The organism is Pseudomonas fragariae (ex Marin et al. 2024), from assembly GCF_059621105.1.
In genome coordinates this window covers 1,388,393-1,400,869 of the sequence record NZ_CM184369.1, presented here as the reverse complement: position 1 = coordinate 1,400,869, position 12,477 = coordinate 1,388,393, and the positions used below count along the sequence as shown (strand labels likewise).

Sequence of the window (12,477 nt, the reverse complement as noted above, 5' to 3'; positions counted from 1 at the left end):
TGGTATTCCTCAATGCGCCATCATTTCGCGGTGGACGCTGAAAATGATCCACAGCGACAAGCCGACCAGCAGGACGATAACCATCGTGGTAAAGGCGAAGGCCATCACGTTGTTACGCTGCACGCTCGTGAAGTCCAGATGCAGGAAGTAATGCAGGTGCACCAGAATCTGGATGATCGCGAAGACCAGAACGATTGCGATCGTCATGTCCTTCGGCAGTGAAGGTGACATCACCAGGGCAAACGGAATGGCGGTCAGGATGATCGACAGTACGAAACCGATGACGTACGACTTCACTGAGCCGTGACTATTGTCTTCAGCGGAGTGATGCGAATTTGACATTACAAAGCTCCCATCAGATAGACAACGGTGAACACGCCGATCCAGACAACGTCCAGGAAGTGCCAGAACAGGCTCAGGCAGCTCAGGCGCGTCTTGTTGGTGTTGGTCAGGCCCTTCTTCTGGACCTGGAACATCATGATCGCCATCCAGATCAGACCACTGGTCACGTGGGCGCCGTGCAGACCTACCAGCGCGAAGAACGCTGACAGGAAGCCGCTGCGGCTCGGACCGTAGCCCTCTTCGATCAGGTGATGGAACTCATAGATTTCCATGCCGATAAAGGCAGCACCGCACAGGAAGGTCAGTGCCAGCCAGCCCAGTACCTGGCTCTTATTGCCCTTGTACAGTGCCAGCATGGCAAAGCCGTAAGTGATACTACTGACCAACAGGAACGCGGTTTCCACTGCCACGAATGGCAGCAGGAAGATGTCCTGGCCCGACGGGCCGCCCGCGACACTGTTGACCATCACGGCGTACACCGCGAAGAACGAGGCGAACAACACGCAGTCGGTCATCAGGTACAGCCAGAAGCCGTAGACCGTCATGCCACCGCTGTCGTGGTGATCGTCATGCCCATGATCATGGTCGTGACCGTGATCGTGGGCTCCGGAGTTGATTGCAATATTTGACATTGTTTAAACCTGTTCCAGCGAGGACTTGACAGGAGTGTATGCACCGTTGGCCGCCAGGACCTTGTGATGCTCACCTTCAATACGCGCTACATCTTCAGCAGGCACCATGTAGCCCTGGTCGTCACGGACAGCGTGAGCAACGAAGACTGCAATGGTCGCGACCAGGCTTGCGCCTACCAGCCACCAGATGTGCCAGATGAATGCGAAGCCGAAGACCGTCAGCAACATACCCATGTACAGGCCGGTAGCCGTGTTGTTAGGCATGTGGATCGCCGAGTAGCGGGCAGGAACCTTGTAAGCGGTACCGGCACGTTTCGCATCGGTGAACGGATCGATGTCGTCAGCTTTTGGCAGCTCGGCAAAGTTGTAGAACGGTGGAGGCGAAGAAGTGGACCATTCCAGGGTATGGCCATTCCATGGGTCACCGGTCAGATCGCGGTTGTTGTCGCGGTCACGGATACTCACGAACAGCTGGATCAGCTGCGAAGCGATACCCATGGCAATCAGCACGGCGCCGAACAGCGCGACGTCCAGGTAGATGTTCCACTCTGGCATGTCGGTAGCGTTCAGACGACGGGTCATGCCCAGGAAGCCCAGCGCGTAAAGCGGCATGAATGCGACGAAGAAGCCGACGATCCAGAACCAGAACGCTGCCTTGCCCCACTTCTCGTTCAGGGTGAAACCGAACGCTTTAGGGAACCAGAACGCGAAGCCGGCGATGTAACCGAATACCGCACCGCCGATGATGACGTTGTGGAAGTGAGCGATTACGAACAGGCTGTTGTGCAGCACGAAGTCAGCACCCGGGATCGCCAACAGAACGCCGGTCATGCCGCCGATCGAGAAGGTGACCATGAAGCCCAGGGTCCAGAGTACCGGTGCAGTGAAGCGCAGACGGCCCTGATACATGGTGAACAGCCAGTTGAACAGCTTCACACCCGTCGGGATCGCAATCAGCATCGTCGCCAGACCGAAGAAGGCGTTGACGTTGGCACCCGCCCCCATGGTGAAGAAGTGGTGCAGCCAGACCATGAAGCCCAGGATACAGATCGCACCGGAGGCGAAGATCATCGACTTGTGGCCGAACAGACGCTTGCCGGAGAACGTCGAGATGACTTCCGAGAACACGCCGAAGGCCGGCAGGATCAGGATGTACACCTCAGGGTGACCCCACGCCCAGAACAGGTTCACGTACATCATGGGGTTACCGCCCATTTCGTTCGTGAAAATGTGGAAGTCCAGGTAGCGGTCAAGGGTCAGGAACGCCAGGGTAGCGGTCAGGATCGGGAACGAAGCCACGATCAGGATGTTTGCCCAGGTGCAGGTCCAGGTGAAGATCGGCATGTCCATCAGTTTCATGCCAGGGGTACGCATCTTCAGCACGGTCACGAGGAAGTTGACCCCCGTCAGCGTCGTACCCAAGCCGGATAACTGTAGCGCCCAGATGTAGTAGTCAACCCCTACGCCAGGACTGTATTGCAACCCGGAAAGAGGCGGATACGCGACCCAGCCGGTCTTGGCGAACTCACCGACACCCAGGGAGATGTTGATCAGCAGCATACCTGCGACCAGCAGCCAGAAGCTCAGGGAGTTCAGGAACGGGAACGCCACGTCGCGAGCGCCGATCTGCAGAGGCAGAACGATGTTCATCAGACCCGTGAAGAACGGCATCGCCATGAAGATGATCATGATCACACCGTGAGCGGTGAAGATCTGGTCATAGTGTTCAGGCGGAAGGAACCCTTCGGAACCGTTCTGGGCCATCGCCAGTTGGGTACGCATCATGATCGCGTCGGCAAAACCGCGCAGCAGCATGACCATGGCAACGACGATGTACATCACGCCGATTTTCTTGTGGTCGACAGAGGTCAGCCACTCAGACCACAAGTACGTCCACTTGCGGAAATAGGTGATCAACCCGACAACCGCAATGCCGCCGAGCGCGATCATGGCAAGTGTCACCATGACTATGGGCTCGTGGAACGGCACCGCTTCCAGACTTAATTTGCCAAACATCGTTTACTCCTCTGCCCCAGCAGCTGAATTTTTGCCTTTTTCCGCACCAGCCTCACCGGCTACTTCCTTCTCACCAGCAACAACCTTCTTGCCCGGATTCATACCTTCATACTTGTCGATGACGATCTGGAACAGGTTCGGGGTGACCGAGGAAAAGAGTTCGACAGGGTTGCGTTCGCTTGGCTTGATCAACTCGGCGTATTCGGCAGTGCCAAGCTTTTTGGGCGAGCTCTTGACTTCGCTGACCCAGCTGTCGAAATCAGCCTGGCTGGTAGCGATGGCCTTGAACTTCATGCCGGTAAAGCCTGCGCCACTGTAGTTGGCCGAAATACCGTTGAATTCGTGATTCTCGTTGGCGATGAGGTGCAGCTTGGTGTGCATGCCCGCCATCGCATAGATCTGACCACCCAGACCCGGGATGAAGAACGAGTTCATCACGCTGTCCGAGGTCACCTGGAAGTTGATCGGAGTCTTGGCCGGGAACACGATCTTGTTGACTGTGGCAATGCCGTAGTCCGGGTAGATGAATACCCATTTCCAGTCAACCGAGATCGCCTGGATGGTGACCGGCTTGACGTCCGAATCAAGCGGACGGTAAGGGTCCAGCGAGTGAGTCGAGACGTAGGTGATGTACCCCAGGAAGACCAGCAACAGCATGGGTACGCCCCAGACTGCGATTTCGATCTTGGTGGAGTGAGACCAGTCCGGCGTGTACTTGGCAGCCTTGTTCGATGCGCGATACTTCCAGGCGAAGATCAGGGTCATCAGGATGACCGGGATCACGACAATCAGCATCAGCAACGTTGCGATTACGATCAGGTTCCGCTGCTCGATACCCACCTGCCCTTTTGGATCGAGCAGAGGTACGCCATCGCATCCACTGAGCAAAAGCATACAGAAAAGGGCCAAGAAGCCAAAAAACCTGGGGTACCTTTTTTTACTCATTTCACGACCTCTAAAAGCAGCTTGCGCGGTGCAGTTGGGTTTCGACCGCCAACACTTCGCCCTGCCAGTGCCGGCTAATTTTTTTGAATTGAACAAGGGCCGCCAGTACGCACAGCGGCGTATCGACAAGTCCGGGTTTAGCTATGGATTCTTGTTTTTTGAGTTGCTGGAACTGCCCAAAACTTCGGGCAGACGCTTTCGACGCGGCCATTATACGCCCTCAGAGGCAAGCGTTGCGCTGCCTGTTCAGAGTGCACAGGGGACGCTCCAAGCCTCAAAATGCTGATCGTTCGGCCAAGCTGAACGACAAGTGACGGGGATTGTAGATACGTAAATTTTTAATGACTATGCCTAATTTTGTAACAGTTATTCTCTATATGCGTAACAATCGTCCTCCAAACGCCTCATCGTACTCGAAAAAAGCCCCGTATTCACGGGGCGTTTTTAGCGAAAGCCCCTGAAGTTAGTAAGGTTTGCGGCGATTGCGAATGATGCACGCCGGTACCAGAACTGCGGTCAGGACAAAAGCCGTCAGCGCCCATTGCGCGAGTGATAATCCGAGAACCGGCGGATATGGCGTGGTGCAGAAACCGCCGACCTGGAACCCTGTAGGAAACAGTGTAGCCAATGGCAGGCCATCGACAATCGGCTGCAACACGTCGATACCGCAACTGTCGGACGGATGGGCAAGGATCCAGACATGCCGGCCGGCAGCGGCAATGCCGCCAAGAGCGCTGAGGGTCACCAGGGTTTCAAACGCCGTGACGCTGCGACGCCCGGGCATGGCGGCGCCAATGAACGCAAAAATGGCGATGAACAACAGTGCGTAACGCTGCAGGATGCACAGCGGGCAAGGCGCTTCGTCCAGGACGACCTGCATGTACAGGGCGCCCCCGATCAGGGCCAGGCAGATAATACCCAGCAAAACCAGAAAGCGCTTTTCGCGTCTCAGGTACAACGTGTTGTCGCTCATTCACATACCTTACTGAACTGATGAAAGGGTTGGTCAACGCCATGCAGCGTTCGCAGCCTGAACGGAGGTACGGCCCGACTGCGCCAAGACGTGCGCGATGATCATCTGTCTGATTCGGCAACTCAAGCGTTGGCCAGCCATACGGACGCATTTGCCGGTCAGGTGGTCTGCGCGGCAGCACATCCACAACCGGCAGGACGCTTTTGCAGGAACCGGGTGCAAAGCCCTTCTATATATAGAAGGGTGCGTCAGTTTGTCGCAGCTCTTCTTCTATATATAGCTGCGGTATTTTGTCGCAGGGTGCCTTTCTGTCAAAGCACTATGGCGTGCGAAACCGCGACGCAGGTCGTCGGAAGGCAGAGAGCGACAATGTGCCGCCCTCTCCCGGTTTGACGCAACCGAAGCCAGACTGCCACTATCGGCACATGGGCAGCCAGTTTGTCGGGCCCGCCGTGGTGGGGTGCGACGGCTTTCAATGGCAAGCGAACGGACGCGCTCGGCTGTCGGTTAAAAATCCTCAAGCCTGCCGGCCGCAGGTCGATAACCTGTCATAGAAAGTTGTTTGCCGCTACCAGGCGACGAAATACCTACAGCCAGAAGGTTCATATGTCCAAGAACGTCCGAGCAGATTCACTTTCGCTGCTCCTCTTCACGTTGCGCAGCGGCAAGCTGATGGCGATCAACCTGCTCAAGGTCAGCGAGATCATTCCCTGCCCGCCTCTGACCCATCTTCCCGAATCGCACCCACACGTCAAAGGTATTGCGACGCTACGTGGCTCGTCACTGTCGGTTATCGATCTGAGTCGTGCGATCGGCGAGCGTCCGCTGGCCGATCCCGACGGTGGCTGCCTGATCGTTACGGATGTCAGCCGCTCGAAACAGGGCCTGCACGTTCAGGCCGTCAGCAAGATTGTGCATTGCCTGACCACCGATATCCGTCCGCCGCCCTACGGGTCGAGCAGCAAATCGTTCATCACCGGGGTTACTCAGGTCGACGGCGTGCTGGTGCAAGTACTGGACATCGAAAAAGTGATCCACGGCATCGCCCCTGCACAGATCGTCGTGCAGTCGACGGAGCTGGCCAAAGAGGATGCGGAACTGCTGAGCAAGGCGCGGATTCTGGTCGTCGATGACAGTCAGGTTGCCCTGCAGCAGTCGATCATTACCTTGCGCAATCTCGGCCTCGAATGCCACACGGCGCGCAGTGCCAAAGAGGCTATCGACGTTCTGCTCGACCTGCAGGGTACTGCGCGACAGATCAACGTGGTGGTGTCCGATATCGAGATGTCGGAGATGGACGGCTATGCCCTCACCCGCACGCTCCGGGATACGCCGGACTTCAGTGATCTGTACATTCTGCTGCACACCTCGCTCGACAGCGCGATGAACAGCGAGAAGTCACAGATCGCCGGGGCCAATGCCGTGCTGACCAAGTTCTCGTCACCCGAGTTGACCAAATGCCTGATCGAGGCCGCACGTACGGTGGTCGCCCAAGGGCTCTGATCCCTGAGCGCACGGCGACACAACGTCCGAACCTGACCGATGCATCCGCCGCTCATTACTGGCTGATGCGTCGGGATCTTGCAGTGCCAGTGCCCATCCAGGCCTGGCCGCCTGGCATCCAGCCACATCCCTTCACGCTTGAGCGAGCCGCAGAGGTTCACCGCCTGCTGACTCTGGGTTATGGCAGCGCCGCAGGCTGCGTGGCGGATTATCCGGACTGGCTGGCTGCATTCGAACACGCTCCCGAATGCGATCCGTCGCTGTGCTTTCTGGCCATGCGTGACGAAACGGTAGTCGGTGTGATCGTCTGCTGGACCAGCGCATTCATCAGGGACCTGGTTGTGCACCCTGATGTGCGACACAGCGGGATCGGCCACGCCCTGCTCAATCATTTGTTCGCCCACCTGCATACGCGCAATGAAGCAGCGGTCGACCTTCACGTCATGGAAAACAACCTGGCGGCGCGGCGGCTTTACGAAAAATCCGCAATGGCCTATCTCAAGCGTTTCGACATTCCTGCAGCCTGAACCCGCTGTTCACGGCCCGGCGACTGGCGCGCAACTTGCTTCCCGAGACACATCAAGCGAGTGAGTGACCAATTGTTGTCGCTTGCCGCCTACCTGTTGGACGGGTCATCGAGATAATGGACACCAAGTTTTCCTGCGTGGGTTGTGGCGGCTGTTGCACCGACCATCACGTACCGTTGACGCTCAACGAAGCCGCGCAGTGGGCGGCCGATGGCGGCAACGTCATCGTGCTGACCGAAGCATTTTTGAGCAATGGTTATGGGGTTTCCGAGGCGCAGCTCACCCATGCCAGCCGTCGCTCGACCGAGGTCAGCAGTGGCAGTACGACAGCCTTTGTGGCGATCACCTTCGCAGCCTACAACGTCGGGCGCTGCCGGAATCTTGACGAGAAGAACCTGTGTCGCATCTACGAGCGCCGGCCACTGGTGTGCCGGATCTATCCGATGGAGATCAATCCACACATTCCGTTGCGCCCGGAGAACAAGGGCTGCCCGCCAGAGTCCTGGGAGCAGGGTCCGGACCTTATCGTTAACGACAGGCTGGTCGATACTCAACTGATGGACCTGATCGAACGGTCGCGTCAGGCCGATCGGGATGAAATAGACACCAAACAGCTGATTTGCCAGAAGCTGGGCATTCGCACCACCGCCCTCAAGGGCAACGGTTTCGTCGCCTACCTGCCGGACATGGGCGCGTTTGCTGCCGCCATCGAAGAGGTCAAAAACCCTGCGCAGGAGGGGCAAGCCCAAGGCTCGAAGTGGGAATTTCACGTCGCCGGCCAGCACGTTCTGGACACCCTGCAACAGGAAGGTGCCGAGGTGACTGACCGGCAGCCGGTTTCCTACCTGTTCATTCCTTTGCAGGCGGCCTGACAGGATCTCTCAGGCAATCAGCGCTTGCCCATCGACCTGCGGGTGCCAGCCGGCGCGACGCCCGGGGTCTTGTGGTGGCCGTGCTTGTTGTTTTTCTGATGCCACGCCGGCTCTTTTTTGGCCCGGGCAAACTCCGAAGGCTTGAACGGAAAGCTGAAAGGCGCAATGACAGCCCTCTTTTCAGTGTCTGCGACGGAGTCGGCTGCGGCGTCTTGAACAGGAGGTTGTTCAGGCGTGGTCATGGTGTCACCAGAAAGTCGAATTGGCCGGGCAAATGCCCGCGGCCGCGCAGCATACATTAATCGCCGCACAACCGCCCGAGCCTCCTGTCGCCGTCATTTGTAGAACAGATCGACCATCACCTCGGCATTGAACGGTCCGGGCCTTGGCATGTTGGTGTTCCACAGCAGTTCGGCATTGAAGTCCGCCCTGGCTGTGTTGGTTTCGCCGAGCAATTCCGCCAGATGGAATGGCTCGTTGTAACGTAGCGGCTGACCGTTTACTGCGCTGGTAATGCGTATCCCCAATGAATCATTACCGACGGGGATCAGCAGCTCGCCAGACAGAGTGCCTGTCACCGGCCTGAAACGCGCATCAATGCTGAACGGCGAATCACAGCTGCGGCTGGTCAGCAGGGAGAATGTCTGGGTGGCAGTCACTTTGCCAATCGCCACCTGGTGTATCGCAACGTCGCCAAATTCCACGGTTTCCGGGAGCACCTGCAGATCGGCATCGCAGGCCACGAACCTCAGCCCCCGCAGGTGATTGATCACATAACTGAGGCTGCGCCCTGACAGCCGACTCGGGTCTGTCGCGCCGCCCAGTTGAAAGAACCGGTAATCCAGCAGGTCACTGGCCAAACCGGAGGGCGGTGTAGCGCCGAACTTCTGGATGAATACCGAAAACGCCAGGCTGAAACGCACCTTCGGGCAGTTTTCGAGCGTGCTCTCACCCTCGCGACACATCGGCAGGTAGCTGCCGGTACTCACCCGTCCACTGCCTTGGATGTGATCGATACCCTGTAACGTCATTCCGGCACGAATCCCCTGACCGATAGGACGATTGTCCGGGTTCAGGTAGATAAAAATCTCCTGCGCTTCGGACTGCCAGCCCTCTGTGGCGCATTCGACCTGAACGTTCAGAGGTTCGGAACGCCATACCACTTCCCCGTCGGGAATCGACTCCGGGATTGCCACCGTACTGCTCAGGTCATCGTGAATTTCGGTTTCGCCCGTCCCTTGAGTGGTACAGATCAGCGCGAAGGTGGAAGCCGGATGCAGTAACAACAACACGGCGAGGGATCGCAGCCAGCCTCTGGCAGAGAGATGTTTCATATCAGCATTCGTCCTGAATGGAATTATTTTTCGGCAGCCTGGCGGTAGTGGCCGTCTGCCCGGTGAGCTGTGCGCAATGGATCCGTCGGCCGCCGTAGTCGGTCAGCGCCTGGTAGGAAAAACGATGTGTGGCAGAGCGCTCGACACTCGCCGGCACAACCATCGCGACCTGTGCGCCCGGCGCCAGCAACAGATGATCGCCAAGCTGCACCCCGTCGATACGCAGCGCTTGCAGGGCAGCGTGATAGGGCGTCGGGTTACTGACCGTCAGCAACAAGGCGTGAGACGGGTCATGAGTCAGTGTCCACAGCAGCCGCGCGGGAGTGTCGGCCGGATCACCGTCAAGGCCGGGGGGCCGGTAGAACACGTTGATGCGTTGGCGCACGGCGATGTTCAACTGCCCCGCACCGTCCTGGCGTCGGGGTATCTCAAGCACGTAAAGATGCAGCAGCGACTCGTGTTTCTGCGGCATGCCTGCGCCCTGATACAGCACGCGCAAGGTCTGCCTGCCGCCCACCGGCAGGCGTGAAAGCGGTGGCGTGACCACGAATGGCAGCGCCTTGCGAAGCTCACCCGGGGCGTCGTCGTCATCCACTGCGTCACTGAGCCAGGCCTGTAAAAGTGCCTCGGACTTGCCGCGATTGCGCACCTCGAGCGTGACCTCGCGATACTGCCCGTCGAAAATCAGCCGCGTTCCGCTCAGCGAAACAGCCCCGTGCGCCGCCAGGCCGCTCGTCAACAGCACAGCCGTCAACACCGCCTTGCATGAGCCAGCGAAAGCGCTCATCGGCATATCACCCTGATCCGCTCGTAGGCACGCGACGGATCTCTGGGCGGTAGCGAGAATGTTGCCTGACAACGTTGATCGGACCAGCGCACCCACAGGCTGCCGGCATCCTGCTCGCTGAGCACCAGCGCCTGACTGCCGGGATCGACCACTGCCAGCGCCCTGCCCTGTTCATCTTCGACACTGGCACCCAGCGGCACTTTGCTGCCATCGACGCGTACCAGTTCGAACTGGACCCGGCGGCCCACATTGGCCTTGAAGCGCACCACCGGTATCGCGCCCCTGCGCGGCACGATCTGGGTAATAGCGTTTTCCAGATCGACATCAGCGCCCAGTTGCCGGGTATCCAGGCTGACCCAGTTGGTGCGGTAGGCCTGCGCATAGGGCAGAACCGCATAGCCGTTGCCGGCGGTCTCGACGTTACTGAACGACTTCAAGCGGGCGCCACCGACGTCGGGCACCTGAACCAGAGCAAAGGTTTCTCCCAAGGTCTGCCCCAGGTTCACGCCACCGGCATGCGCCACCAGCGAACCTGCGGCGGACAGGCTGAATGCATCGTAGTCCTGGCCCTGGCTATAACCGGCCTCGAAACGGCCGAACGCAGTGCTGGTGCTGACCTTGCCTGCGCCGAAACTGCCGGAGCTGCTGTCACGTCCAGCCTGTACCGAATAGAACGTATCGCGGTCGCCCGGCACCTGACCGTTGAGCCCGGCCTGCGCGTTGTACTCGCCTCGGCTGTCGCGCACCGCGTTGAAAGACAATCGCGACGAGCCGGGGCTGGAGCCGAGCGGCAGGGTCACGCTCAAGGCAACACGATTGTCGGTGCTCGCGTCACCGCTTCGCCCGAAATCCTCGTTGCGTTCGATGGACAGGCTGTAATTGAGCGAATACCAGGCCGCGTTATAGGACAGGTAAAGCTGCCGGGTCTTGCCGGACAGGTTCCAGTAGCGCTGCTCGGACGCCGTCAGGCTCAGCGACGCCGACTGGCCAGGCACTATCTGAGTGATGCTGAGTTCCAGCCGATCCCGCGCCAGCCCAGAGGCCCGCAATTGCCGCAGCGCGCCGCTGTCGCTGACGTGCTGGTTCAGGGTCCGGTATTGCTCGGTCGAATATCGATAACCGGCCACTGCCAACGTGGTGTCGGTGACATCCAGCGTATTGGCATAACGCACGCGCAGGCTCTGGCCACTGCGCGCCCGCTGAGCCACCTTGCTGACCGAGCGGGTAAGGTCCATCGACACCGCGCCCAGCCCGGTGTTGATCCCGGTGCCTATGTTCGCGGCCTGGTAATCCTCGGCCAGTTGCACCCCGGCAAACCCGGTAATCCGTTCGGAAAGACCGTAGATCAGGGCCGCACTGGCAAATGCCGGAGAGGCCTGCTGATCGTCGTTGTTGTCGACCTGCCCGCCGGCCAGGCTGTAGCGCAACGAGCCTGCGGGAACCATGATCGGCAGCGACGCGTAGGCCTGAGTGAAGGTCCGCACACGCCCGTCGGCTTCGATGACAGACACCGACAAGTCGCCATTGGAGCCACTGGGATAGATATCGGCAATCTCGAACGGCCCGGGCGACACACTGCCGCTGTAGAGCAGAAAGCCGTTCTGGCGAACTTCCACGGCCGCATTGGTTTCGGCAATCCCGCGGATGACCGGGGCATAGGCCCGCTCGCTGTCAGACAGCATGCCATCGTCAGAGGCCAGCGCCGCGCCCCTGAAGCGGACACTGTCGAATACCTGCGAATCGGTGAACGTCTCGCCCAGCGTGAGCTGGCTTTTCAGGGTGGTGATGTCACGCTGCGCGAAGGTACGATTGCTGCGATAACGCCAAGGCCTGTCACTGCCGCCGACCAGAGAGGACTCGTTGCGCAAACGCCAGGCGCCGACGTTCAGCCCGTTTCGCAGCCCCACGTAGTACTGCTCCGTTTCCAGGCCCTTGTTACGCCGCCGGCTGCCATTGAAGTTGTAGTTGATAAAGCCTGCGGTCTCGCCCTGATCCCAAAGCTCCGGCGCCACATAACCGCGAGCACCGCGTGACATCACCGCTTGCGGCACGCTGATCGTCAGTCGCAACGCACCGGGCTGATAGTCGACGCGGGCAAATGCGACACGCGCGGGCAGGTCGAAACAGGCCTGGGCAGATGCCTCACCTGGCGGCAGACGACTCAAGTCCAGACCAAAACTCTGCAGCATCTCAAGCGACAGGCAGGGCTCGATCAGGCCTGATAGCGGACTTTTCAAAAAGCGGATATCCCGCCTGCCGCTCAGCTTGCGATTGACGTAGATATCAACCCGGTAAATACCCGGCAATACACTATTGGAGCGCAGAAACTCCTGAAGGTCAGCCGGCTGATCGCTTCCCTGGATAAACGCCGTATTGAACCTGACTGCCCCGTCGCCACCCGACGAGGCGGCCGACGCGCTGACCGCACACATCAACGTCAATCCGAAACCGATACCCAGCGCACCGCGTCGGGGGTGAGGGAGCGCGCACTGGGCAATAACTCCCTTATTAACTTCTTTGCGCCATTCCATAGCGGTCTTCACTCT

13 protein-coding genes are annotated in these 12,477 nt (G+C 59.0%); 3 read left to right on the top strand and 10 right to left on the bottom strand.

Annotated elements, in window-relative coordinates:
• Positions 1-9: 9 nt before the first annotated feature.
• The 6 genes from cyoD to AC54XV_RS06310 all read right to left on the bottom strand — a co-directional run bounded on the left by cyoD (position 10) and on the right by AC54XV_RS06310 (position 4,908).
• Positions 10-342 carry a cytochrome o ubiquinol oxidase subunit IV gene (gene cyoD / locus AC54XV_RS06335; RefSeq protein WP_003409003.1) on the bottom strand — a complete coding sequence of 111 codons (333 nt, stop codon included), beginning with the start codon at positions 340-342 and terminating at the stop codon, positions 10-12.
• Positions 342-974: a cytochrome o ubiquinol oxidase subunit III gene (locus tag AC54XV_RS06330; protein WP_011266852.1), complete on the bottom strand. Its 633-nt coding sequence runs from the start codon at positions 972-974 to the stop codon at positions 342-344. The genes cyoD and AC54XV_RS06330 overlap by 1 nt, the downstream gene beginning before the upstream one ends.
• A gap of 3 nt (positions 975-977) precedes the next feature.
• Positions 978-2,990, bottom strand: a complete 2,013-nt coding sequence (gene cyoB / locus AC54XV_RS06325) for a cytochrome o ubiquinol oxidase subunit I (RefSeq protein ID WP_011266851.1) — start codon at positions 2,988-2,990, stop codon at positions 978-980.
• A gap of 3 nt (positions 2,991-2,993) precedes the next feature.
• Complete coding sequence (cyoA, locus tag AC54XV_RS06320; protein ID WP_011266850.1) at positions 2,994-3,935, bottom strand: ubiquinol oxidase subunit II; 942 nt, start codon at positions 3,933-3,935, stop codon at positions 2,994-2,996.
• 10 nt (positions 3,936-3,945) lie between these two features.
• Positions 3,946-4,146 (bottom strand): hypothetical protein, encoded by a 201-nt coding sequence (locus tag AC54XV_RS06315; protein WP_003314077.1) that lies wholly within the window; start codon positions 4,144-4,146, stop codon positions 3,946-3,948.
• Positions 4,147-4,398: 252 nt separating this feature from the next.
• Positions 4,399-4,908 carry a disulfide bond formation protein B gene (locus tag AC54XV_RS06310; protein ID WP_024642500.1) on the bottom strand — a complete coding sequence of 170 codons (510 nt, stop codon included), beginning with the start codon at positions 4,906-4,908 and terminating at the stop codon, positions 4,399-4,401.
• Positions 4,909-5,514: 606 nt separating this feature from the next.
• Here AC54XV_RS06310 and AC54XV_RS06305 point away from each other — a divergent pair.
• The 3 genes from AC54XV_RS06305 (at position 5,515) to AC54XV_RS06295 (ending at position 7,810) form a co-directional block, all read left to right on the top strand.
• On the top strand, positions 5,515-6,411 hold the full coding sequence (locus tag AC54XV_RS06305; RefSeq protein ID WP_003408993.1) for a chemotaxis protein: 897 nt from the start codon (positions 5,515-5,517) through the stop codon (positions 6,409-6,411).
• Positions 6,412-6,476: 65 nt separating this feature from the next.
• Positions 6,477-6,938, top strand: a complete 462-nt coding sequence (locus AC54XV_RS06300; RefSeq protein ID WP_032656317.1) for a GNAT family N-acetyltransferase — start codon at positions 6,477-6,479, stop codon at positions 6,936-6,938.
• A gap of 116 nt (positions 6,939-7,054) precedes the next feature.
• On the top strand, positions 7,055-7,810 hold the full coding sequence (locus tag AC54XV_RS06295) for a YkgJ family cysteine cluster protein (RefSeq protein ID WP_058398985.1): 756 nt from the start codon (positions 7,055-7,057) through the stop codon (positions 7,808-7,810).
• A 17-nt stretch (positions 7,811-7,827) separates the two neighbouring features.
• Here the strand turns inward: AC54XV_RS06295 and AC54XV_RS06290 are convergent, their stop codons facing one another.
• The 4 genes from AC54XV_RS06290 to AC54XV_RS06275 all read right to left on the bottom strand — a co-directional run bounded on the left by AC54XV_RS06290 (position 7,828) and on the right by AC54XV_RS06275 (position 12,462).
• Complete coding sequence (locus AC54XV_RS06290; protein WP_058398984.1) at positions 7,828-8,052, bottom strand: hypothetical protein; 225 nt, start codon at positions 8,050-8,052, stop codon at positions 7,828-7,830.
• A 93-nt stretch (positions 8,053-8,145) separates the two neighbouring features.
• On the bottom strand, positions 8,146-9,144 hold the full coding sequence (locus AC54XV_RS06285; protein ID WP_496718152.1) for a fimbrial protein: 999 nt from the start codon (positions 9,142-9,144) through the stop codon (positions 8,146-8,148).
• 1 nt (position 9,145) lies between these two features.
• Entirely contained in the window at positions 9,146-9,931 is a 786-nt protein-coding gene (locus tag AC54XV_RS06280; RefSeq protein WP_058399015.1) for a fimbrial biogenesis chaperone, read from the bottom strand.
• On the bottom strand, positions 9,928-12,462 hold the full coding sequence (locus tag AC54XV_RS06275) for a fimbria/pilus outer membrane usher protein (protein ID WP_080396048.1): 2,535 nt from the start codon (positions 12,460-12,462) through the stop codon (positions 9,928-9,930). Before AC54XV_RS06275 ends, AC54XV_RS06280 begins: the two co-directional genes overlap by 4 nt.
• Positions 12,463-12,477: the final 15 nt, after the last annotated feature.